This window comes from Microbispora sp. NPDC004025 (genome assembly GCF_053604425.1).
Window position 1 is genome coordinate 103,866 of the sequence record NZ_JBSGHN010000006.1, and the last position, 23,432, is coordinate 127,297.

The following is a 23,432-nucleotide window of genomic DNA, read 5'->3' on the forward strand; positions in this document are numbered from 1 at the left end:
CCCGGATAAGAGCGTCCCGACGAGCGAAGCGGGAGACACAGCTTGGGCACGTCAGAACGGCTTGGTCCCTATCGTCTGGTCTCCGCGCTCGGCGCCGGGGGGTTCGGCGAGGTCCACCTCGCGCTCGACCCCGACGGGCGTACGGTCGCCGTGAAGGTCCTGCATCCCCACGTCGCCTCGGACGGTTTCGCGATCGCCCGTCTCGCCCGCGAGGTGGAGACGATGCGGCGGGTTCGCGGGGCGCACGTCGCCGAGGTGCTGGACGCCTCGCTGTCGGGGGAGCGGCCCTACATCGTCACGCGGTACGTGCAGGGCAGGCCGCTCAGCACGGTCGTGGCCAAGGACGGTCCCGTCGCCGGGGCCGGCCTGCTGCGGCTCGCCCTGGGGCTGGCGGAGGCGCTGGAGTCCATCCACGCGGCCGGCGTCGTCCACCGCGACCTCAAGCCGGCCAACGTGATCGTCTCCGAGGGCGAGCCGTACGTGATCGACTTCGGCATCGCCTGCGCGCTGGAGTCGGCCTCGGTCACCGCGTCGGGCGCGGTCGCCGGAACGCCCGGCTACCTGGCTCCGGAGGTGCTGGAGGGCCGGGACGCCGGGCCGGAGGCCGACGTGTTCGCCTGGGGGGCGACGCTGGCCTTCGCCGCGTCGGGGCGGCAGCCGTACGGGACGGGGCCGGCCGCGGCGATCGCCTACCGGGTCGTCCACCGCGAGCCCGACCTGTCGGGCGTGCCGTCCTGGCTCGTCCCGATCGTCGAGCGGTGCCTGAGCACCGGCCCGGCGGACCGGCCGGCGACGGAGGAGCTGACCGGGCTGCTCAAGGAGGCGGCGCCGGCGCTGGACGGGATAGAGCCGGCGCGGCCCGCGCTGTCCGAGGCGCCGACCCAGGAGTGGCGGCCCGGTGGCCGGCGCCCCAGTGGTGAGCGGCAGAGCGATCGCGGGCCCTCCCGGCGTCCCCGGCGAGGAGAGGTGGACGACACGCGTGCCGCGCGCCGGGAGAGGCTGCACCGCCGGTGGGTGATCGGCTCTTCGGTGGTCGTGGGCCTTTTCGCCGCCGCCGCGCGCGCCAACCTGCCCGAGGTGTCGCTTCTCCTGCTGGTGCTCTACGGGATCGGCCTGCTGGTGGACGCGGGATTCGGGCTGCTGGGGAAGTCCAGGCGGCGGCTCGTGGTGGACCTCGCGGGCGGCGCCGGGGCCGTAGCGGTGTGGGCGCTGCTCTCCACGTTGTTCAGCACGGCGACGCTCCTCATGGCCGTCGGGACCGTCCTGTTCCTGCTCGTCATGCTCGTGGTCGCGAGCTGAACCCCGCCTTTTCCGTCCCTGTCACGACCCGAGATTCTTCGTCCGCATCATGCGAAGATGACGGAATGCTGTCCCGAGTAGCGCTGGCCGCGGCGACGGCCGCCGCGGCGTTCATGACCATCCCCCAGGCCGAGGCCGCCGCGGCCAAGCCGGTGATCCGTTACGCGGGTCTCGGGTCCTGCCTTCAGACCGACGGCGGCCGGCAGCCGTGCGGCCCGTTGAAGCTCTGGCTGAGCGACGGCCGCGTCGTCGCGCTCCCCGGCGCACGCAGGACCGTGGCGCCCGGCGAGTACACCGTCGCCGCCGTCGTCGCGGTCTCCCAGGACGGCGCCCAGGCCGCGTACTTCGCGGGCAAGGACGGCGTGCTCACGATCTGGGAGGCGGCCACCGGCAGGGCTCATGAGATTCCCGCGGTGACGTGGCCGGACGACCTCCAGATGAACGCGCTGACCCTCGCCCCGGGCGGCCGGTTCGTCGGCATACGCGGCGTGAACGCCGCCGAGTGGGAGATCGAGCGGGTCGTCGACACGACCAGCGGAAAGGTCTTCACCCTGCCGAGGGGATACCAGTCCTGGGACTTCAGCCCGGACGGGAAGCGCATGATGGCCGGTGACAACCGGACGGCGGTGCTGTACGCGACCGGCACGTGGTCGGTGAAGTTGCGGCGGTCCGTCTACATGCGGGGCGACCTCGCCCCCGACGGCGTCACGGTGGCCTCGCCGAAGTGGACGAAGACCGGCGGCACCGTCAAGAATGTGATCCTCACCCGCAACCTGGCCACGGCGAAGAAGAGCAGCATCCCCATCCGGCTCCACGCGGGCGAGGAGGCCCTGAAGGCGCGCTGGGACAGGGCGGGCCACCTCGACGTCCTGACCCGGTCCGACCGTCACGTGCACGGCGACCTGCGCCGGACGCACACCTGGTATCGGGTGAACCGCGCCACGCACCAGTTGCGCCGGCTCGACTCCTTCGTCATCCCGTCCTCGGTGGGCGGCTACGTCCTGGCCGGCTGACGGCTCGGACTGGCCGCCGGCGGACGACGGGCCGACCTCGGCGCCCGGCGCGAGCCGCGGCCATCAGCGGGGCCGGGTGAGCGGCGTGGTGCCCAGGCGGGCGTGGATCCGGGCGGCCTCCTCGGTCTCGCCCAGGACTTCGAGTGACCTGGCCTCGTCGAAGGCGATGCCCAGACGGCGAGCGGCGGCCAGGGCATGTCCGGCGGCCCGCCGGGCCCTCGGCCGCCGACCGGCCGCCTCGTGCGTCAGCGCCGCGGCCCAGCCCATGCGGGCCGCCGCCGACGGGGTACGGCGAGCCAGCCGGGACATGTGGCGCAGCACTGTCCGGACGGCCGGGTCGTCCGCCTCCAGCGCCCAGAGCACCTCGGCCAGCCCCGCCCACGCCTCGAGGGTGCCCCGGAGCGGCATGTCCGGCCGGTCCGCCGTACGCAGTGCGTCGTCCAGGGCCGGGCGGGCGGCGGGCGCGTCGTCGCCGAGCAGGTGGAACCGGGCCTGTGCGACGCCGAGCCGCAGCCGCTGGATCGCCGGGATCTTGGCGCCGGCCCGGGCGAAGTGGTCCTCGCCGAGCGCGGGCAACGCCCGTGTCGCCTCCTCGGCGGCCTTGATGACCGTGCTCACGTCGGCCAGGTCATGATCGGCGAGCCGCAGCAGCGCCTCCGCCTGCCCGGTCAGGCCCCAGTAGCCGGACAGGGTCGCGCCCATGCGCGTGACCGACGTCTCGGCCACCGCCGCCATCAGCGGCGCGGCGGCCGCGTAGCACCCCCGCTGGATCTCCAGATCGGCCAGCAGCCCGAGGCAGTGCTCCGCGAGCCGGGGGTCGGCGGGATGACGCCGGGCCAGCGTGAGGACCCGCCGCGCGGCGGTGAACCGTCCCTCCGCCGTGAGCCGCAGTCCGCGTGCGAGACGGGCGCGGGAGACCGCCACCGGGTCCGGCACCGCGGCGATCTGCTCGTCGGCCAGGCGGCCGTAGTGCCGGGCCGCCGCCTCCGACCCGGCGAGGGCGGCCACGACGGCGAAGTTGGCGTACGCCTCGGCGCGTTCGACCGGACCGCCCGCCCGCTCCGCCGCGTCGAGGTGACGCACCACGCTGAGCAGCATCGTGTCCTGCTCCTGCCGGTGATAGCCGAGCTCGGCGAGGACGGACAGGGTGTGCGCGGCCTCGGCGGCGAGTTCGCGCGCCGGTTCCCGCCGGGCGCGTCCGTTGAGCGGAGTGGTGCGACGGACCACCTGCCGTGCCAGCCCTCCGGCCACCGCGCCCGCCTTTCCGGTCCAGGACGACGGCAGGGGCCGGTCGGCGACCGACAGCGCTCTGCTGAAGGCCGTCAGGCTCTGCGCGCCGCGCTCGAACTGGAAGTGCGCCGTCCCCGCGAGCCGGTGCCACCGCGCAAACGCCGCCCGGTCGTCCGACCGTACGGCCGCGATCATGTCGGAGGCCACGGACAGCGCCTCGGCGTAGCAGTGCCTGCGCAGGCACAGCGTCCAGTAGCTCTCCGCGAAGGCCGCCCGATCCTGGTCGGTCAGCCGGTGGACGGCATGCCGCCAGGCCTGTCGGACGTCGTCGATCTCCGGCTCGATCTCGTGGAGCACGGACGGGTCGGCGTGATCGCGGAGCCTGGCCGTTCGGTCCCGGAGAAATCGGGCGTACCAGGCGGTGTGGCGGGCCCGGGCCGACTCGTCGGCGAGGCGTGCGACCGCGTACTGCCGTACGAGCTCGTGGACGCGGTGCCGGCCGTCGTGGTCGCGGCGCACCAGGGAGTGATCGACGAGCCTCGCGATGACCAGGGCCGTGGTGTCCGCGACCTCGATCCCGGCGGCGAGCGTGAACCCGCCGGCGAACACGGAGACGGCGGCCAGCGCCCGCTGCTCCACGGCGGTGAGAAGCCGCCAGGAGGTGTCGAAGACCTCCTTCATGCTGGCGTGCCTGGTGGCCGCCGCCGGTTGCGGATGCACCAGGAGGTCCGCCGGGGCACGCGTGGTGCGGGGCACGGAACCGGCCGGGTCGAGGTGCTCCGCGATCTCCTCGCAGGTCATCGCCCGGGTCAGCGTCGCGGCCAGCTCGACGGCGAGGGGCAGCCCGCCGACCGCCCGGCAGACGCGGTCGAGCGCGTGCGTGCCCGGGGCGATGTCCGGCACCAGGGCTCTGGCGCGTTCCAACAGCAGCGCTCGCGCCGGGGCGCCGCACAGCGCGGGCACCTCGTGGACGTGCTCGGCGCAGATGCCCATCCTGCGCCGCGAGGTCGCCAGGATCCGCACGGCGGGCGCGGCCGACAGGATCGCCCCCGCCAGCGGCGCCACGCTGGGCAGGTGCTCCAGGTTGTCCAGCACCAGGATCAGGTTGCGGCGGCGTACGGCGGCGAGCAGCAGGTCGCGGGCGGGTCGCGGTGGCGTCAGGTCGACGCCGGCGGCCTCCGCCAGGGTCGTCGCGACCACGTCCACATCGTTCACCTCGCCGTTCACCTCGCCGTCCGCTCCGCCGGCGGTCGTCCGCGCCGTGGAGTGGTGCGACCGCACTGAGGCGAACGAGACGAACAGCACCTCGTCGTCGAGTCGTTCGGCGACGGCGATGGCCAGTCTCGTCTTGCCCACGCCGCCCGGACCGGTCAGCGTGAGCAACCGCACCTCCCGGTCCCGCAGCTTCGCGCAGACGTTCTCGATCTCGGCCTCGCGGCCGATCAACCGGGTCAGCGGCCGGGGCAGCCGCCGCGTGGCCGCACCACCCCGCGGACCCTCGCGGGGCGGCGCGGCGACCCGCGCACCGCGAGCCGGGTGAGCCGGCGGCCCACCGAGCGTGATCCGCTGCCGGAGCGCCTGGGTGCGGGGATCGGGTGCGACGCCGAGCTCGCGGTCCAGACTCCGGCGGCATGCCTCGTACTGCGCCAGGGCGCCCGCGCGGTTGCCCGTGGCCGACATGATCTCGATGATCAGCTGGTGGGCGCTCTCGTCCAGCCCGTCGACGGCGAGGACCCGGCGCGCCAGCCGTACGGCGCCGTCGCGGTCGCCCCGGTTCCAGGCCGCCCGCGCCCGCTCGCCGAGCGCCTGCGTCGCGGCGTGCCCGGCCTGCCGCCGGCGTTCGGCGACCCAGTCGTCGAAGGCGGGGGCGTCCGCTATCACGAGGCCGTCCAGGAAGCCGCCCCGGTAGTCCGTGGGCACCGAACCGTTCTCGACCAGGTCCTCCCAGTCCAGCGAGTACGGACGGTCGCGGTCGAAGGCGACGTGGGTCCGGTCGACGACCAGGTGACTCCCCGCGGCCCGGCGCAGTTCCACCAGGGCGAGCCGGAGGCTCGCGCGTGCGTTCGCCTCCGCGCGATCACCCCACAGCAGCCCGGCGAGGGCCGATCTCGTCTGCGGTGTGCCCTCGACCGCCAGGTAGAACAGCGCGGCCTTCGCCTTCGCCGATCGCACGGGCACGGCGGAGCCGTCCCCGGCCGTCAGAGACGAGGTTTTGAGCACGCGCACATGCAACTCGTCCATCCGCGACCCCCGTCGGCGTGACCCCGTGCGAGTGGCCCGATGGTATATGCGTTTCAAGGTCACTTATAGCCATTGATGGCGAAAAGGCAGTGCCCTCGGAAAGGCGCCGTATAAAGAGCGACCGTGTATTTCGGCCACGGGTCACCGGATAACCGCTAGGAGAACCAGTTGGCGCCGAGTTCCTCGATCGTCCTGCCGTCCTTGGGCACCAGAAGCGCCTCGCTCAGCACCTGGTCGACGTGCTCGGTGTCGTTGACCAGCCGCGGCCCGGGCACCCGCCGGCCCCAGTGGATCGGGGTCGCGACGGCCGGTTTGAAGGACCGCCCGGGGTAGCGGAGGAATCCGAGCACGGCTTTACGGTCTCCGGCGTCGCCGCACCGCCCTAGGGGTGCAGCTCCAGCGAGATGTGCGGGGACAGCGCGCGGAGGAAGTCGGGGGCGTCGAAGATCTCGCCGGCGGAGGCGACGCCGTCGGTCCTGGTCCGTCCGGTGAGGATGCGATCGACCGCCTCCACCGCGAGCGGCGCGGTGACGGCGTAGATGTCCTGGCCGGTCGCCACGGCGCGCCGTTCGGCCCCACCGGAGCGCACGACGACGTCGACGAGGAAGGTTTGCGCGGATCGCCCGTGCCGGTCCACCGGGGCGGGCGCCGGGGTGTCCGGGGCCGACAGGTCCCTGGCCGCCTCGACCGTCATGTAGGTGCGCACGTCGGGGATGGACAGGTGGCTGGGAATGGTGACGACGTCGGCCATCGTGAACTCCCCGATGACGGCCCGAGGCCCCATCGGGCCGGGGAAGGGCCACTCCAGGGTCGGCAGGTCGTCGTGGTGATACTCCAGCTGGCCGTTCCTGTAACGGACGCGCCGGCCGGCGCGCCGCTGCCCGGAGACCGTGCCCGACGCGCGTGTCCCGGCGGTGGGGTGCCAACTGCTCAGCCCGTACGCGACGTGCGCCTCGTCGGCCGCGCTCCAGTCGCCCATCGCGGCGGTCGCCAGCAGGTCGCCGAGGCCGCCGTAGAAGGCCATCGCGGGCACGACCACCGCTCCCGCGGCGCGGGCGCGGTCCGTGAAGTGCCGGAAGGTGTCGGCGTTGGCCTCGATCTCGGCCGCCACGTCCACGTACGGGATCCCCGCGCGCAGTGCGGCCTCGATGACGGGCGCGGCCGTCGTGGCGAAGGGGCCGGCACAGTTGATCACCGCCGCCGCGCCTGCCAGCGCGCGGTCGAGCGAGGCGGGGTCGTCGACCGACGCCGGGCGGGCCTCCAGCCCGAATTCGGACGCCAGCTTCATGAGCTTGTCGGCGTCGCGCCCGGACGGAACCGGTACGAACCCGCGCTCGAGCAGCTCCGCCACCACGAACCGCCCGGTGTGCCCGTACGCGCCGAACACCGCCACCGTGAGCCCCGATCCCATGGGGTTCTCCTTCTATCCGAATCGTCTGCCGCGATCTGTTGTGACCAATCCTGGCGATCGCGGGCATCTCACCGTGAGTGTCTGGAACGCCATCACTCGTACAATTTCGGACGTGATCGATGTCGCGCTGGCCGCCACCGACGGAATGCTGCACTTCGAGCTGTCCCTGGCGTACGAGGTCTTCGGGACCGACCCCGGCCTGGCCGATCCCTGGTACGGCCTCGTCGTCTGCGGGCCGGGCGCCGTACGGGCCGGGCGGTTCCTGCTGGAGCCCGATTACGGCCTCGACCGGCTCCGGCAGGCCCACACCGTGATCGTCCCGGGGTGGGCGGACGTCGACGTCGACCCGCCCGCCGGCCTGGTCGACGCGGTGCGCGCGGCCCACGAGGCGGGCGCGCGCGTGGCCTCCCTCTGCACGGGGGCGTTCGTGCTGGCCGCCGCCGGCCTGCTGGACGGGAAGCGGGCGACGACCCACTGGGCGCACACCCGCGACCTGGCCACCCGCTACCCCCAGGTGCAGGTGGACCCGGACGTCCTGTACGTGGACAGCGGCAGCGTGCTCACGTCCGCGGGCAAGGCCGCGGCCATGGACCTGTGCCTGCACCTCGTCCGCCTCGACCACGGTTCGTCGGTCGCCAACGCGGTCGCCCGCCGCCTGGTCGTGCCCCCGCACCGGGACGGCGGCCAGTCGCAGTTCCTCACCACGCCGGTGCCGGCCCCGGGCAACCACCCGCTCGCCGATCTGTTCCCCTGGGTGATCGAACGCCTGGACCGGCCGCTGACCGTGGAGGACCTGGCCCGCCGGGCGCGGATGAGCTCGCGCAACCTCAACCGCCACTTCAGGTCGGTGACCGGCACCACCCCGCTGCAATGGCTGCTGACCCAGCGGATCCGCCATGCCCAGGAACTGCTGGAGACCACGGACGACGGCATCGACACCATCGCGGAGGCCACCGGCATGGGTACCGCCACGACGCTGCGCCGGCACTTCAACCGCACGGTGGGCGTGCCTCCGGACACCTACCGCCGTACCTTCCGCTCGCGAACCCGCCCCTGAGGTCCCGGCGACAGGGACCTCCCACGACGACTCCGGAACATAGTTCGGTAGGGTGGGGTGTGGGCGTGACCGGGTTCTGGGAATTCCTCAACCGAAGGGTGCGGCCGTAAAAACCTGGAGGTTTGCACCTAAGCTACCGATGGGTAACATACCGCCTGGGGGGACCAGGGTCATCTCGACACCCGGGCCACCTGCACAGGCGCGCCCGCGAGCACCTGGCAGTCTTGCATCACGTGCGCGTACCCCGCGCCACGTACCGAGAACCGCGGCGTCAGCCGTACGGAAAGGGGAGGTCGGCCACCGGCCATGAACATCGTCGTCTGCGTGAAGCAGGTCCCCGACACGGCGACCGAGCGCAAGCTGAGGTCCGATGACAAGACGCTCGACCGCGACGCCGCCGACGGCGTCGTGAACGAGCTCGACGAGTACGCGGTCGAGGAGGCGCTGCGGCTCAAGGAGGCCCATGGAGGCGAGGTAACCGTCCTCAGCATGGGCCCCGCCAAGGCGACCGAGACCATCCGCAAGGCCCTGGCGATGGGCGCCGACAAGGCGGTGCACCTGCACGACGACGCGCTGCACGGCTCGGACGCCCTCGGCACCTCCTACGCCATCTCCCAGGCCCTGAAGAAGATCGGCTACGACCTGGTCATCCTGGGTTCCGAGTCGACCGACGCCCGCACCGGCATGCTCGCCGCGATGCTGGCCGAGCGGCTCGGCGCCCCGCAGCTCACGCTCGCCAGCAAGGTCGAGGTCGAGGGCACCTCGATCCGGGTCGAGCGGATCACCGACTACGGCTACGACAAGGTCGAGGCGTCGCTGCCCGCCGTCGTGTCCGTGGTCGAGAAGATCAACGAGCCGCGCTACCCGTCGTTCAAGGGCATCATGGCCGCCAAGAAGAAGCCCGTCGAGACGCTCGGCGTCGCCGACGCGGAGATCGCGGCCGACCAGGTGGGCCTGGCGAGCTCGTGGAGCGAGGTCGTCGAGTTCGCCGCCGCCCCGCCGCGTGCCGCGGGCACCGTGATCAAGGACGAGGGCGACGGCGGGGCCAAGGCCGCCGAGTTCCTCGCGTCGAAGAAGTTCATCTGAGGGGCCCCGTGATGAGTGAGATTCTGGTTCTCGTCGAGCACGTCGACGGTGACGTCAAGAAGGTCACCCTCGAACTGCTGACCCTGGCCCGGTCGCTGGGCACGCCGGCCGCCGTATGGGCCGGCCCCGGCTACTCCGACGCCGCGAAGGCCAGGCTGGCCGAGTACGGCGCCGAGAAGATCTACGTGGCGGCGGCCGACGAGATCGGCGACTACGTGGCGGCGCCCAAGGCCGAGGTGCTGGCGCACCTGGTGACCGAGCGCTCCCCGGCCGCGGTCTTCGTCGCCGCGACCGGTGAGGGCAAGGAGATCGCCGGCCGCCTCGCGATCAAGACGGACTCCGGTGTGATCTCGGACGCGGTGGGCGTCGGCGAGGGCTTCGTCGCCGAGCAGTCCATCTTCGGCGGCGGCGTCAACGTCCACAGCCGTGTGACCAAGGGCACGCCGATCATCACGGTCCGCCCGAACAGCACCGCCCCCGTCGCCGCCGCCGCGGCCGGCGCCGAGGAGAAGGTGGAGGTCGCGCTGTCGGACGCCGCCCGCGCGGCCAGGATCGTCGAGCGGGTCGTCCAGGAGAAGGGCGCCCGTCCCGAGCTCACCGAGGCCGCGATCGTGGTCTCCGGCGGCCGGGGTGTGGGCTCGGGCGAGAACTTCGCGATCATCGAGAAGCTCGCCGACGCGCTCGGCGCGGCCGTGGGCGCCTCGCGGGCCGCGACCGACGCCGGCTGGTACCCGCACCAGTTCCAGGTCGGGCAGACGGGCAAGACCGTGTCCCCGCAGCTCTACATCGCGGCCGGCATCTCCGGCGCCATCCAGCACCGGGCCGGCATGCAGACCTCCAAGACCATCGTCGTGATCAACAAGGACGCCGAGGCGCCCCTGTTCGAGATCGCCGACTTCGGTGTCGTGGGCGACCTGTTCCAGGTCGTGCCGCAGCTCACCGAGGAGATCGACAAGCGCAAGTGACGCGTCCGGCCCGTGCCGTGGGTCCACACGGCACGGGCCGGAGGCTCGTCGACGGCGCCCGCCGGGTCAGGTCACCCGGCGGGCGCCGTCGGATCAGGCCTGAGCATCGCCCACGCGTCAGGCGGCCGCGCGGAGGGGGGTCTCCTCGTCTCCCGCCCGGACCGGCAGCGGGACGATCTCCGTACGGGACGCGGGCAGCAGCCGTGCGGCCACGGCGATGACGACGCCGAGGACGACCGCCACGCCCATCGCCGCCCGCAGCGACGCCGCGCTGGACAGGAAGCCGATCATCACGGGACCGAGCAGCAGGCCCGCGTAGCCCATGGCGCTCGCCTGCGCGATCGCCGGGCCGGGCTCGGGCGTAGCGGTTCCCGCCAGCGACAGCGCCATCGGCGAGATGGTCGCCACCGACAGTCCGATGAAGAACAGCCCGGCCACGGCCGCCACGGTCACCGGCGCGGCGATGACCGCGAGGAACGCGAGCGCGGTGGCGGCGCCGGAGAACATGACCAGCCCGCGGGCGCCGTAGCGGCCGCGCAGCCGATCGCCGGCCAGCCGGGCGAGCAGCATGCCCGCCTCGAACACCGGATAGCCGAGCGCGGCGACCGCCTCGGAGGCGTGCAGCGTGCCGATCAGGTACAGGCCGTTCCAGTCGGCGACGACGCCTTCCACCATGAAGGCGGCGAAGGTGATCGCACCGAGCAGGTAGACGACCCCGGGGAGCCTGCGCCGGGAGCGGGCGGACGACGCGGCGCCGGCCGTCCGCTGCGCGGCATCGGGCAGGTGCATGCGGCTGAGGGCCAGCGCGGCGGGCACCGACACCAGGGCGACGACCAGGATGTGGGCGGTGAGGGACAGCCCCAGGGCGATGGCCGCCGTGCCGAGCAGTCCCGCCGAGATCGCGCCCACGCACCATCCCGCGTGCATGCCGCTCATGATCGGCCGGCCGTACGCGCGCTCGACGGCCGAGCCCTGGGCGTTCATGCCGACGTCGACCGCGCCGAAGGCCATGCCGAACAACGCGGCGGCCACGGCCAGCACGGGGAGGGACGGCGCGAACGCGACGAGGACCAGTGACGCCGCGCACAGAGGGGCGGCCGCGCGCAGGACGCCGCGGCTGCCGAACCTGGCCAGGACGACGCGCATGAGCTGCATGGTGAGCAGCGCGCCGAGCCCCCAGCTGAGCAGGGTGAGCCCGACCGACGACTCCGGCAGGCGGAGCCGGTCGGCCAGCGCCGGGAGGCGCACGGTGAAAGTTCCACACATCAGGCCGGCCAGGACGAAGGTGAGGACTGCCCCGTGACGGGCCTTCCTCAAAGCGCGGGTCATCACAGCTTCCTTTCCAGGTGTGTCAAGTGGGTTTCCGAGCCCGGATTTACGGGCAGACACCAGCAGGTCGCCCTTTCACGGCAAGGCCGGAAGGAAGGGCGACCACCAAATGGGTGTTCAGGGGCTCACAAGCCGCGCTACAACAGGGCGAGCAGCCTGGCGCGGATCGCGGCGTAGTCGATGATCGCCGCACAGTGGGTGGCGACCTCCCAGACGCCCTCACAGGCCAGCCGTACGACCTGGGACGCCAGGGGATCGGGCTCGTCGTCCAGGCCGTCCCGCATCCAGCGGGCCATCGCCCCGCGCAGCGGCGCGAGCAGTTCGGGATCGCCGGCCGCGCCCGTGACCACGGCCCATCGTCGCAGCCGGCCGGTCTCCACGGCCTCGAACGTCGCGGCGAGGTACGCCCGGGTGTAGGTGCTCTCCGACTGCGCCTCGATCAGCGCGTCGAAGTCGGCGATCAGGCGCTCGATCATGCCTTTGACGAGCGCTTCCTTGCTGGCGAAGTGGTAGAGGAGGCCGCCCTTGCTGACGCCGGCGCGCTCGGCCACCGCCGCCAGGGTCAGGGCCTGGGCGCCCTGGTCCTGGAGCAGGCCCTCGGCCGCGTCCAGCAGTTCGTCCCTCCTCATGCCGCCTACTGTACCGTCTGGACGGTTCAGCCGCGACACGTTATCGGTGTCCTCCCTCTACCCGGATACGCTTGGTGGGCTGAATACGTGTCAGGGAGGGGTCGTGGGAACTGCGTATCTGGACCATGCCTCGACCACGCCGATGCTGCCCGAGGCGATCCAGGCGATGACGGCCCAGCTCGGGGAGGTCGGCAATCCCTCGTCCCTGCACGCGGCCGGCCGCCGTGCCCGGCGGGTCGTCGAGGAGTCGCGCGAGACCATCGCCTGCGCGCTCGGCGCCCGCCCGAGCGAGGTCGTGTTCACGGCCGGTGGCACCGAGGCCGACAACCTCGCCATCAAGGGCCTCTACTGGGCGAGGAAGCGGCCCAGGATCCTGATCAGCTCGGTCGAGCACCACGCCGCCCTCGACCCCGCCCACTGGCTCGGCGACAACCACGGCGCCCGCGTCGAGCTGCTGGAGGTGGACGAGCAGGGCCGGGTGCATCCGGAGACGCTGCGCGAGGCCATCGCCCGCGACCCGGACGACGTGGCGCTCGTGAGCGTCATGTGGGCCAACAACGAGGTGGGCACCGTGCAGCCGGTGCGCGTGCTGGCCGCCATCGCGCACGAGTACGGCATCCCCTTCCACACCGACGCCGTGCAGGCGGTGGGCCAGCTCCCGGTCTCGTTCGCCGAGTCCGGCGTGGACGCCATGACCGTCTCCGGCCACAAGGTCGGCGGTCCCGTGGGCGTGGGTGCGCTGCTGCTGGCCCGCGGCGTCGACCCGGTTCCGGTCCTGCACGGCGGCGGGCAGGAACGCGACATCCGCTCCGGCACCCTCGACGCGCCGGCCATCGCCGGGTTCGCGGCGGCGGTCGAGACGGCCGTCGCGCGGCAGCCCGCCACGGCCGAGCGGCTGTCGGCGCTCCGCGACGACCTGATCGAGCGCGTACGGCGGGCCGTGCCCGACGTGGTGCTGAACGGCGACCCGGTGAACCGGCTGCCGGGCAACGCCCACTTCTCGTTCCCCGGCTGTGAGGGGGACGCCCTGCTCATGCTCCTCGACGCCAAGGGCGTGGAGTGCTCCACCGGTTCGGCCTGCTCCGCGGGGGTGGCCCAGCCGTCCCACGTGCTGCTGGCGATGGGCCAGGACGGCGTGCGGGCCCGTGGCTCGCTGCGCTTCTCCCTCGGTCACACGTCCGTGGAGGAGGACGTCGACCGGGTCGCGGACGTCATCGGGCACGTCGTCGAGCGCGCCCGGCGTGCCGGTCTGTCATAACCCGCCCGCCGCGCCGCGGGCCTACTGCGCGTACGCCTACCAGGCCGTACGGCGCAGCAGCGCCCGCTGCAGGCGGAGGACCGCCCGGGTGCGCCGCGACGCGCGCAGCCGCCCCAGGCGGGCTTGGAGCCGGTCGCCCAGCTCGACGAGCAGTTCCTCGTCCGCGAAGCGCTCGATCTCCGGGAACATCTGCCGCTCCTCGTCCAGATGGGCGTGCGACTCCAGCACGTCGCGCAGCGCGTCCAGCTCCCGGTCGAACCGCTCGGTCCGCGGGTCGGCGCGCACCAGCGCCGCGAGCTGGTCGGTGAGCTGGCGGTGCTCGGACCAGGCCGCGGCGAGGGCCGGGGTGACGTCGCGCAGGGCGGGATAGAAGATCGCCTCCTCGATCCGCTCGTGCATCCACAGCTCGTCGAACAGTTCGCCGGTGAGCGCGCGCCGCCGTCCGAGCTGGGAACGCGGCGTCTCCCGCAGGCGCCGTATGAGCCCCCGCACCACCTCGTGGTGCTCCACGAGCACCCGTGTCGCCGTCTTCCGCCCCTGTCCGGCCGGCACTCCCGGGGCCTCCGTGAGCACCTGCGACCTCCTCCTCACGGCTGCACCTCCTGCTGGTGGGCCAGCGCGCTCCCGGGCGGCGCGGTGGCCACGGCCGGCGCCCTGCGCACCTCGATCCACCCGTCGCGTACGCGGGTCTGGAAGCACGGCGCGGGTGCGGTGGCGGGGCCGTTCAGGCTCTCCCCGCTGGACAGCTCGAACCGGGAGCCGTGCCAGGGGCAGGTGAGGGAGCCGTCCCTGAGCCAGCCCTGGGACAGCGGGCCGCCCAGATGCGGGCAGGCGTTCTCCAGGGCGTGGATGCGGCCCTCCGCGCGGACCAGGACGATCCACGGCCCCGGCCCGCGCCCGGTGCGGGCTTCTGTCGGGCAGGTCGCGCTCGGCCATCACGCGGGTGAAGTGGCGGGGTTCGAGCCTCTCGTCCGTATGGTCGACCCCGATCCGATGACGGTAGACGAGCGTGCCGCCCAGGAAGGCGCTCGTCATGATCACGGGATAGCCGAGCAGGGCGGCGAGCAGCCCGCGCAGGTGGTGTCCCCGGCCCCGCTGCCACCACGACACCCCGTACAGGCCGAGGGCGAGCGTGTTGAGCGTGCCGTGGACCATCCCGACGCGCCGCGCGTCGTCATGCGTGTGCTGCCAGTCGTGCAGGCCGGTCACCGCCGCGGCCAGCGCTCCGGCGATGCCGACTCCCACGGCCGCGCGCGCCGCCCGCCTCTGCCCGGTGAGGTCGAGGACCAGCGCCGTCGTCCAGCAGCCGATGGGGAGATCGGTGAACACCGGATGGAGGGGGTGCCCCAGCCAGACGCCGTGCAGGACGCCGCGGGCGCGCCCCCCGGTGATCCCGAGGAGGTTCTCCGTGAACGTGAGGCCCTGTTCGAGCCGGTGACCCGGCCGGTCGAGGCGGCCGTCACCCTCGATCGCGTTCGGCAGCCGGTCCAGTGCGCGCTGAGCCATGTCCGAACCCCAATCCGGCCCGCGGCCTGCGGGAACGGGCGGAACGCGGGCGCACGCCCGCGCGGTGCTCCTGCGACGTGCCCGCTCCGTATGCGGTGAAACGCGTCGAATATCCGGTTCAGGTCAGGAAGGGGGCCACCGCGCTCCAGGAAGGGTCCTCGGCCACGTCGACGCGGGCGTGCCCCTCCTTCCACTCGGCGGCGATCTCCTCGACCACGGGCGGCACGGCCGCCGAGGGATCGGCGTACACGTGCAGCACCCGGCTGCGGTCGGCGCTCATGTGGGCCGTCAGCACGGCCGAGCCGGCCTCGGCCAGCCGGCCGGTCAGCCGCTCCTCGAAGTCGCGCAGCGCGTCCAGGGAGGCCCCCGCCGGCAGCCCGTCGCCGTCGGCCTCGCGGTACGGCAGCGTGACGGCGATGTGCTGGTCGAACAGCGGGAAGTCCACGGGCCTGAGGGGATAGCGGGCGGCGGCGGTCAGCCGGCCGCCGGTCGCGGTGCGGCCTTCGAGCAGCGCCCACTGCTCCTCCTTGAAGCCCTCCGCCACGTCGGCGACGACGGAGGGCAGGTGGACCGCGGGGAGGGCGTCGATCGGCTCGAACTCCGCGGCCACGATCTCGCCCAGCCACCGGGCCACCTCGTCCTCGCCCAGCAGCCAGTCGAGCGCGAGGAAGGTCGCCTCCGTCCGCGTGTCGTCGTCGACGTCGGGGAAGATCGGGTGGAAGGCGGTCACGTCCACGCGCGGCGTGCCGGGCGGCACGCGCAGCGCCACCACCAGCCGGTCGAGCCCGAACTCCCGCCCGCCGACGTCGACCGTCAGGTCCGCGGCCTGCGGATTCGCCTGCCGCGACGGATAGAACTCCCACATGGCGTCCGCCGGCGGCGCGGCCAGGGCCCACCGGTGGGCGAGCGGCCGCAGCTCCGGGTCGTTCGACGCGCTGACCACCAGGGCGTGCACGGCCATGCGGCCGGGGGCGATCTCCCAGACGAGGGAGGGATGGAGTGCGGTGACGGCGGGGCCGATCATCTCGGCCAGGGCCTCCGGGTCCTCCGCCTCGACGTACGCGTCGATCTGGGGACGGGCCTGGTCCCACCAGGTCCAGAACTCCGCGATGGCCTCGGCGGGGTCGGCGGACTCGCTCTTGCGCCCGAACAGTCGCATGACCCCGCATCCTCCCAGCCCGCCCGCCCCGATGCCAACGCGGGCGCGCTCCCGCGGGGGGTAACCTCGATGTGTTATGGGTCCCACAGGAAAGCTTCGTGTCCTCGCCGCCATGTCGGGCGGGGTCGACTCCGCGGTGGCCGCCGCCCGGATCGCCGAGGCGGGGCACGACGTGACCGGCGTCCATCTGGCGCTGTCGTCCAACCCGCAGTCCTACCGCACCGGCGCGCGCGGGTGCTGCACGCTGGAGGACGCCCGCGACGCCCGCCGGGCCGCCGACGTCATCGGCATCCCCTTCTACGTGTGGGACATGGCCGAACGGTTCCACCGCGACGTGGTCGAGGACTTCGTCAGCGAGTACGCCGCCGGCCGCACCCCGAACCCCTGCCTGCGGTGCAACGAGAAGATCAAGTTCGAGGCGGTGCTCGACAAGGCGCTCGCGCTCGGCTTCGACGCCGTCGCCACCGGCCATCACGCGCGGCTGGAGGACGGTGTGCTCCGGCGCAGCGTCGACGAGGCCAAGGACCAGTCGTACGTGCTGGGGGTGCTCACCCGCGAGCAGCTCGCGCACGCGATCTTCCCGCTCGGCGGCTCGACCAAGGCGCAGGTGCGCGAGGAGGCCGCGCGGCGCGGGCTGACCGTCGCCGACAAGCCCGACAGCCACGACATCTGCTTCATCGCCGACGGCGACACCCGGGCGTTCCTCGCCGAGCGCCTCGGCGCGTCGGAGGGGCCGATCGTCGACGCGCTCACCGGCCGGGTGGTCGGCAGCCACCAGGGGGCGTACGGCTTCACGGTCGGGCAGCGCAAGGGACTGCACATCGACCGGCCGGCCGCCGACGGCAGGCCGCGTTACGTGCTGTCGATCGAGCCGGTGTCCAACACGGTCACGGTCGGTCCGCGCGCCTCCCTGGAGGTGACCTCCATCGCGGCGGAGCGGCCGGTGTGGAACGGGCCGCTGCCGGAGCCGTACGAGCCGATCACCTGCACCGTGCAGCTGCGGGCGCACGGCGAGGTGTACGGCTGCCGCGCCCAGGTGTCCGGCGGCGAGCTGCACATCCAGCTCGACCGCCCGGCGACCGGCGTCGCGGCGGGCCAGGGCGCCGTCCTGTACGACGGCGACGTCGTCATCGGCTCCGCCACGATCGCCTCGGCCGGCTGAACTACGAGAGCTCGACGGACTCCCCGACCGGGATCCGGCGGAAGTCGGCCTTCTGCTTTCCGGCCTCCATGCCGAGCCAGTTGTCGATCAGGGTCGCGCCGATGTCGTTCACGAGCCCGTCGTGGGTCGAGTAGGCCCGCGCGGGACGGACGTAGCGCAAATACATGATCATCTCCGCCCCCTTGAGCCACGGCGCGTTGGTCGGCACGAGCAGTGTGGGGACCTCGGCGCCCGGCGGCGTGAGGGCGTCACCGGGGTAGAACACCTCGTCGTCCACGAAGAAGCCGACGTTCTGCACGGGCGGCACGTCGGGAAGGTTGAGCGCGTGCCACTCGCCGACCGCCCGCACGTGGAACCCCGCCGTGTCGAAGGCGTCTCCCTGGGTGACGACCTGGACCTTCGCCGGGACCTGACCGAGCTGGTCGGCGACGGCCTGGCAGGTGTACACCTCCAGGTCCGGGCTCGCGTCCTTGAACAGATTCACGTCCACGTGGTCGAAGTGCTCGTGCGTGATCAGCACGGCGTCCGCGCCGTCGAGGAGCCCTGTGCCGCTGAACGCGCCGGGATCGATGACCAGGGTCCGGCCGTCCTTCTCCAGCCGCCAGCACGCGTGACCGAGTTTGGTGAGTTTCATAGTCCTTAAGCTAGTCACCGTGAGTGAGTATCCGTGGAGCGAGGCCACGGCAACCGGGGTGGGGTCCTATCCGGGCGAGGACCATCTGGAGGCGGTCAGGACGGCCTTCGGCGAACTTCCCATGCCCTACCTGCCCGAGCTGCCCGCCCGGGGCGTCGGCGCCGACATGATCGGGCGTACGGCGTCCCTGCTGGTCGAGCTGCCCGTGGAGGTGCAGCCGTCCGGCTGGCGGCTCAGCGACAGGCCGGGACGGGATTTCAAACGGGCCAGGGACCACCTCACCCGCGACCTGGACGGGCTGGAGGAGGTCTCGCAGGGCTACGAGGGGCCGTTCAAGATCCAGGCGTGCGGGCCGTGGACGCTCGCCGGGGCGATCGAGCTCAGGCACGGCGACAAGGTGCTCGCCGACGCGGGAGCCGTACGCGACCTGACCGAGTCGCTGGCCGAGGGCCTTGCGCAGCACGTGGCGGAGGTCCGGCGCCGGATCCCGGGAGCCGAGCTCGTCGTCCAGATCGACGAGCCGGGGCTGCCGGGGGTGCTCGCGGGCACGGTGCCGACCGCGTCCGGCTTCGGGCGGCTGCGCGCCGTGGAGTCCCCGATCGCGGCCGAACGGCTGAAGACCGTGCTCTCCGCGCTCGGGCCCGCCTTCCCGGTCGTCCATTGCTGCGCGCCGGGCGTGCCGTACGACGTCATCCGTACGGCGGGGGCGCGGGGCGTGTCCGTGGACGCCGCGCTGCTGCGCCGCCGCGACGAGGACGCCATCGGGGAGACGATCGAGAAGGGGCTCGCGTTGTTCCTCGGCGTCGTGCCGGGGACCGACTCCCGGCTCGCCGACGTCGGCGTGGTGGCCAAGCCGGCGGTGGAGCTGTGGCGGCGGCTCGGCTTCGCACCGGCGAGGCTCGCCGCGCAGGTCGTGCTCACTCCCGCGTGCGGCCTGGCCGGAGCCTCTCCGGCGTACGCCAGGGCGGCGCTGGCCCGATGCCGGGAGGCGGCCCTGGTGCTGCGTGAGGACCCCGGCGAGTGAGGCCGGTGCGTGCGCGCGGCGTGTGCGTGCGCCGGGCTTGCGGGCGCCGGGCTTGCGTGCGCCGGGCTTGCGGGCGCGGGGAGTGAGGGCGGAAGCGGGGCCGCCACGAGCGATCCAAGCGGCCTCCCAGCTCATCCCCAAGTGATTCACAAGCCTTGTCACGTATCTCTTGACGTGCTGGAAGTTCGGACGTTCAGGAGAAGACCCCATGCGAAGCGCCGCGCGCCTTCTGCTCCCTCTCGCCACCGCCGCTCTGGCCGCCGGTCTCGCCGCGGCTCCCGCGCAGGCCTCGGCCTCGTCCGCGGCGGAGACCTGGAAGTGGGGACCGACGGCGTCCTCGGACACCAAGGGCTGGGCGAACGGGCACGTCCGGTCGGGCTCGTCGGGCCTGCGCATCGTCGGCGACCTCTACGACGCGGGCGGGGCGAAGACCTGCTCCTGGGTGAAGATCAAGTGGCTGACCGACCGCGGGAAGTACCGCACGGCGACCTACCGGAACTGCTCTCAGTCCACTCCGCGCAGGTTCACGGTGAACGCCGGGTACATGCTGCTCGCCAAGGCCATGGTCTGCCGGGGCAGCGCGACCCGCGTCACCGGCAAGTGCTCTCGCTGGGAGCGGGTCTGGACCCAGGGAGGATGACCCTCGGGCCGGTCCCCTCCCCATCCACGGAGACCGGCCCGAGTACACCCGGACAAAAAGGAATGAAAGTGGGCTGCAAGCGGTCTACCGTAATTCTCGATCGCTCAATGAGACGAGGGGCCGCGCGGTCTGGAGCGGCCCTCTCGCCGAGCGGTCCGGCGGGAGCCGCCCACGTCCTCGGCGCGGCTCCCGCCCCCGTCCTGCGCGAACTGTCGGTCGCCGGAGATACGGTTGCCCTGGGTGTCTGACGAGGGGAGACGGGCGACGTGACCGACAGGGCTGACCGGACTGACGGGCTCGACGGCGCCACGCCCGGGGACGCGGCGGACGGGCACGCGGAGGCCGCGAGCGAGGTCGAAAGTGTGACGGGCGCCGCCGGGATCACGGGGAGTGCCGAAAGCGCGCCGGCCGAGGCACGGGAGCGGCACGCCGAGCTCACGGAGCTGCTCGAGGACGCCAACTGGCGCTACTACGTGCTCGACTCGCCCACGGTGAGCGACGCCGAGTACGACGGCTGGATGCGGGAGATCCTGGCGCTGGAGGAGGCGCATCCCGATCTGCGCACGCCTGACTCGCCCACCCAGAAGGTCGGAGCGCCGATCTCCACCGAGTTCGCTCCCGTCGCCCACCTCCAGCGCATGGAGAGCCTCGACAACGCCTTCAACGACGCCGACCTCGCCGGCTGGCAGGCCAGGGCGGAGCGGCTGATCGAGGCCGACCCCGGCCCCTACCTCTGCGAGCTGAAGATCGACGGCCTGGCCGTCGCGCTCGTGTACGAGAAGGGCCGCCTGGTGCGCGGCGCGACCCGGGGCGACGGGCGCACCGGCGACGACATCACGCCCAACATCCGCACGCTCGGCGACGTGCCGCACCGGCTCACCGGGGACGGCGTCCCCGACCTGCTGGAGGTGCGCGGCGAGGTCTTCCTGCCGGTCGAGGGCTTCAAGAAGCTCAACGAGCAGCTCATGGACGCGGGCAAGCCGCCGTTCGCGAATCCGCGCAACTCGGCCGCCGGCTCGCTGCGGCAGAAGGATCCGCGGATCACCGCGCAGCGCCCGCTGCGGATGATCGTGCACGGCGTCGGGAAGTGGGAGGGCGGCGGTCCGCTGCCCGCCACCCAGTCGGCCGTCTACGAGCGGCTGCGCGACTTCGGCCTGCCGGTCAGCGACCGCTACCGGGTGGTCGAGGGCCTCGACGAGATCCGCGAGTTCATCGCCTTCTACAACGAGCACCGCCACGACCCGGAGTACGAGATCGACGGCGTGGTGGTGAAGATCGACCGCATCCCGGTGCAGCGGCAGCTCGGCTCGACCAGCCGGGCTCCGCGATGGGCGATCGCGTTCAAGTACCCGCCGGAGGAGGTCACCACCAAGCTCCTCGACATCCAGGTCGGCGTGGGCAGGACGGGACGGGTCACGCCGTTCGGCGTGATGAAGCCGGTGGTGGTGGCCGGGTCCACCGTCGAGCGTGCGACCTTGCACAACGGCTCGGAGGTGGCGCGCAAGGGGGTGCTGATCGGCGACACCGTGGTGCTGCGCAAGGCGGGCGACGTCATCCCCGAGATCGTCGGCCCGGTCGTGGACCTGCGACAGGGCGGCGAGCGGGAGTTCGTGATGCCCACGCACTGTCCCGAGTGCGGCACCGAGCTGGCCTACGAGCGCGAGGGCGACGCCGACCTGCGCTGCCCGAACGCCCGATCCTGCCCCGCGCAACTACGTGAGCGGATTTACTTCGCGGCCGGGCGCAACGCGTTCGACATCGACGGTCTGGGCTATGTCGCGGCGACCGCGCTGACCCAGCCGCTGCCGCCGCAGGAGCCGCCGGTTCGCACGGAGGCCGACCTGTTCGACCTGACCATCGAGAAGCTGTTGCCGATCAGGTCGGTGGTCCGCGACCCCGACACGGGGCTGCCGAAGACCGATCCGGAGACCGGCGAGCCGAAGGTGGTCTCCTTCTTCGCAAACATCTCCGGAGAGCCGAGCAAGAACGCCGAGCTGATCCTCGAGCAGCTGGAGCAGAAGAAGGACCAGCCGCTGTGGCGGGTGCTCGTGGCGCTGACGATCCGGCACATCGGGCCGCCCACAGCCCGCGCGCTCGCCGCGGAGTTCCGCTCGATCGACGCCATCGCCAAGGCGTCGGAAGAGGAGCTCGCGGCCGTGGAGGGCATCGGCCCGCGGGTCGCCGCGACCATCAAGGAGTGGTTCGCGGTCGACTGGCACCAGGAGATCGTCGACAGGTGGCGGGCCGCCGGTGTCCGGATGGCCGACGAGTCGCCCGAGGACGAGGGGCCGCGTCCGCTGGAGGGGCTGACGTTCGTCGTCACCGGGACGTTGTCGGACTTCAGCCGTGACGAGGCGAGCGAGGCCATCACCGTCAGGGGCGGCAAGGTCACCGGCTCGGTTTCCAAGAAGACAAGCTTCCTGGTGGTGGGGGACAACCCAGGTTCGAAGTACGACAAGGCGGTCAAGGCCGGCGTCCCGATCCTGAACGAGGAGGGCTTCCACACCCTGCTGAGCGAGGGCCCCGACGCCGCCCGCGCCGCCGCCGTCACCCCCGAGGAGTGACCCCGCACCCCTGAGAAACGCCGGGGGAGCACGGGGAGCCGAGGTCGAGTGTTCCCCGGTCACCGCCAGGCGGCCAGCAGGTCGTCGGGGCCCCAGTGCGCGGAGAGCGGCAGGCCGTCGTCGACACCGGAGCGGGACACGGCCACCAGCGGAGTCCCGGTGTCGGCGCCCGGGACGGCGAGCATGTCGCGCACCAGGCTCTCGTACTCGTGCCGCCCGAACGACGCGTTCTCCAGCCACTTGATCGAGCCGAGGAAGTGGACGCGCCGCGCGACCGGCTCACGGTCCGCCCCGACGAGGTCGATCTCGGGGTTGTTCCGCCGGTTCCACCACCCGCCGATGGCCTCGGTCTCGGGCCACTGGTCGTCGGGCAACAATCGCAGTAGTGCCTCACGGACGACGGGTTCGACGGCCCGGCCCCGCCAAGAGGTCCAGGAGCGTTCGATGGAGGCCAGGACGCGTTCCCCCCGGCCGCGCTCGACCAGCGGAATGCCACGGTCGAGGAAGGCGAGCCAGAACCGCAGGTAGGGATCCGCGATGCCGTAGCGCTTGTTCTTCGTGACCGGCTTCGTCGACAGCGGACTGTCGACGGCCAGCACGCGTTTGCCGATGAGGGTGGACAGCAGCGGGGAAAGCGTGCCGGAGGCCAGGGGAGCGGCGCCGCCCGCCTCGGTGGCGATAGCGGAGAACGTGCGCTCACCGCTCCCCACCGCCGACAGGACCGCGCGAGAGTGGGAGGCCTCGGGAAACTCCCCCAGCACCGACAGTTCGCCGGCCATCAGCAGCGCTGACAGCGGATTGGCCAACGACTCCCGCAGGTAGTCGATGCGGTTCATGCCCGGCCGCCAAGCCTGGACCACCTCCGGAAACCCGCCGGTGATCAGGAAGGCGTCGATGGCGTCGGCGGCGCCCAGTCCGGTCATGACGGCCACATCCGTGGGATGCAGCGGCTGGACGGTCATCTTCGCGGCGCGACCGAAGAAGGGGCGGCCATAGGCCCGCAGCGCCTCCATCACCGACAGATCACTGCCGACCAGGATGAGCAGCCATCTAACGTAGATGCGATCTTACCTTGTCGGGTGGTCGGTCCCGCTGCCGTGCTGCACCTGCACCAGGGCGTCGACATGGGGCGGCCGGTCTGCTGCGGGTGGAACTGAGGACGGGGATGCCAAGGTCCGGGTCTCCGGCGCCGCGGTACCTGTTCCGGCCCGAGGCCGGTCAGGTG

At 72.7% G+C, this 23,432-nt stretch carries 19 protein-coding genes; 10 read left to right on the forward strand and 9 right to left on the reverse strand.

The window, feature by feature from the left end:
• Window positions 1–42 precede the first annotated feature (42 nt).
• Both ACWEQG_RS17860 and ACWEQG_RS17865 read left to right on the forward strand, forming a co-directional pair.
• Window positions 43–1,299 carry a serine/threonine-protein kinase gene (locus ACWEQG_RS17860; RefSeq protein ID WP_452285921.1) on the forward strand — a complete coding sequence of 419 codons (1,257 nt, stop codon included), beginning with the start codon at window positions 43–45 and terminating at the stop codon, window positions 1,297–1,299.
• 65 nt (window positions 1,300–1,364) lie between these two features.
• A complete protein-coding gene (locus ACWEQG_RS17865; RefSeq protein ID WP_452285923.1) occupies window positions 1,365–2,312 on the forward strand; it encodes a hypothetical protein in 948 nt (315 codons plus the stop codon).
• Window positions 2,313–2,375: 63 nt separating this feature from the next.
• Here the strand turns inward: ACWEQG_RS17865 and ACWEQG_RS17870 are convergent, their stop codons facing one another.
• The 3 genes from ACWEQG_RS17870 to ACWEQG_RS17880 all read right to left on the reverse strand — a co-directional run bounded on the left by ACWEQG_RS17870 (window position 2,376) and on the right by ACWEQG_RS17880 (window position 7,194).
• Window positions 2,376–5,783, reverse strand: a complete 3,408-nt coding sequence (locus ACWEQG_RS17870; RefSeq protein WP_452285925.1) for an ATP-binding protein — start codon at window positions 5,781–5,783, stop codon at window positions 2,376–2,378.
• A 155-nt stretch (window positions 5,784–5,938) separates the two neighbouring features.
• Window positions 5,939–6,133 (reverse strand): hypothetical protein, encoded by a 195-nt coding sequence (locus tag ACWEQG_RS17875; protein WP_452285927.1) that lies wholly within the window; start codon window positions 6,131–6,133, stop codon window positions 5,939–5,941.
• Between the two features lie 32 nt (window positions 6,134–6,165).
• Complete coding sequence (locus ACWEQG_RS17880; RefSeq protein ID WP_452285929.1) at window positions 6,166–7,194, reverse strand: saccharopine dehydrogenase family protein; 1,029 nt, start codon at window positions 7,192–7,194, stop codon at window positions 6,166–6,168.
• A 112-nt stretch (window positions 7,195–7,306) separates the two neighbouring features.
• On the opposite strand from ACWEQG_RS17880, the gene ACWEQG_RS17885 reads away from it, so the two are divergent.
• From ACWEQG_RS17885 to ACWEQG_RS17895, 3 genes are all read left to right on the forward strand, one after another.
• Window positions 7,307–8,251: a helix-turn-helix domain-containing protein gene (locus ACWEQG_RS17885; protein WP_452285931.1), complete on the forward strand. Its 945-nt coding sequence runs from the start codon at window positions 7,307–7,309 to the stop codon at window positions 8,249–8,251.
• Between the two features lie 306 nt (window positions 8,252–8,557).
• Entirely contained in the window at window positions 8,558–9,337 is a 780-nt protein-coding gene (locus ACWEQG_RS17890; RefSeq protein ID WP_363463759.1) for an electron transfer flavoprotein subunit beta/FixA family protein, read from the forward strand.
• Window positions 9,338–9,348: 11 nt separating this feature from the next.
• A complete protein-coding gene (locus tag ACWEQG_RS17895) occupies window positions 9,349–10,302 on the forward strand; it encodes an electron transfer flavoprotein subunit alpha/FixB family protein (RefSeq protein WP_452285933.1) in 954 nt (317 codons plus the stop codon).
• A gap of 117 nt (window positions 10,303–10,419) precedes the next feature.
• On the opposite strand, the gene ACWEQG_RS17900 is transcribed toward ACWEQG_RS17895, so the two are convergent.
• A complete protein-coding gene (locus ACWEQG_RS17900) occupies window positions 10,420–11,631 on the reverse strand; it encodes an MFS transporter (protein WP_452285935.1) in 1,212 nt (403 codons plus the stop codon).
• 137 nt (window positions 11,632–11,768) lie between these two features.
• A complete protein-coding gene (locus tag ACWEQG_RS17905) occupies window positions 11,769–12,260 on the reverse strand; it encodes a TetR/AcrR family transcriptional regulator (protein ID WP_169984248.1) in 492 nt (163 codons plus the stop codon).
• A 103-nt stretch (window positions 12,261–12,363) separates the two neighbouring features.
• On the opposite strand from ACWEQG_RS17905, the gene ACWEQG_RS17910 reads away from it, so the two are divergent.
• A complete protein-coding gene (locus ACWEQG_RS17910; protein ID WP_363463764.1) occupies window positions 12,364–13,518 on the forward strand; it encodes a cysteine desulfurase family protein in 1,155 nt (384 codons plus the stop codon).
• A 36-nt stretch (window positions 13,519–13,554) separates the two neighbouring features.
• Here the strand turns inward: ACWEQG_RS17910 and ACWEQG_RS17915 are convergent, their stop codons facing one another.
• On the reverse strand, window positions 13,555–15,024 hold the full coding sequence (locus ACWEQG_RS17915) for a hemerythrin domain-containing protein (protein WP_452285937.1): 1,470 nt from the start codon (window positions 15,022–15,024) through the stop codon (window positions 13,555–13,557).
• A 118-nt stretch (window positions 15,025–15,142) separates the two neighbouring features.
• The gene (locus ACWEQG_RS17920; protein ID WP_452285939.1) at window positions 15,143–16,183 is read right to left on the reverse strand and encodes a DUF695 domain-containing protein; all 1,041 of its coding nucleotides are present in this window, start codon (window positions 16,181–16,183) and stop codon (window positions 15,143–15,145) included.
• 76 nt (window positions 16,184–16,259) lie between these two features.
• Between ACWEQG_RS17920 and mnmA the strand changes: the two genes are divergently transcribed.
• Complete coding sequence (gene mnmA / locus ACWEQG_RS17925) at window positions 16,260–17,345, forward strand: tRNA 2-thiouridine(34) synthase MnmA (protein WP_363463771.1); 1,086 nt, start codon at window positions 16,260–16,262, stop codon at window positions 17,343–17,345.
• A 1-nt stretch (window position 17,346) separates the two neighbouring features.
• Here the strand turns inward: mnmA and ACWEQG_RS17930 are convergent, their stop codons facing one another.
• Window positions 17,347–17,979, reverse strand: coding sequence for an MBL fold metallo-hydrolase (locus tag ACWEQG_RS17930; RefSeq protein WP_452285941.1), 633 nt, complete (start codon window positions 17,977–17,979; stop codon window positions 17,347–17,349).
• 19 nt (window positions 17,980–17,998) lie between these two features.
• Here ACWEQG_RS17930 and ACWEQG_RS17935 point away from each other — a divergent pair, with 19 nt between their 5' ends.
• The 3 genes from ACWEQG_RS17935 to ligA all read left to right on the forward strand — a co-directional run bounded on the left by ACWEQG_RS17935 (window position 17,999) and on the right by ligA (window position 22,207).
• Window positions 17,999–19,003 (forward strand): methionine synthase, encoded by a 1,005-nt coding sequence (locus ACWEQG_RS17935; RefSeq protein ID WP_452285943.1) that lies wholly within the window; start codon window positions 17,999–18,001, stop codon window positions 19,001–19,003.
• 208 nt (window positions 19,004–19,211) lie between these two features.
• Entirely contained in the window at window positions 19,212–19,643 is a 432-nt protein-coding gene (locus ACWEQG_RS17940; protein WP_452285944.1) for a hypothetical protein, read from the forward strand.
• Between the two features lie 362 nt (window positions 19,644–20,005).
• Complete coding sequence (gene ligA, locus ACWEQG_RS17945; RefSeq protein ID WP_452286318.1) at window positions 20,006–22,207, forward strand: NAD-dependent DNA ligase LigA; 2,202 nt, start codon at window positions 20,006–20,008, stop codon at window positions 22,205–22,207.
• A 59-nt stretch (window positions 22,208–22,266) separates the two neighbouring features.
• On the opposite strand, the gene ACWEQG_RS17950 is transcribed toward ligA, so the two are convergent.
• Entirely contained in the window at window positions 22,267–23,220 is a 954-nt protein-coding gene (locus ACWEQG_RS17950) for an ATP-binding protein (RefSeq protein WP_452285946.1), read from the reverse strand.
• Between the last annotated feature and the right edge of the window lie 212 nt (window positions 23,221–23,432).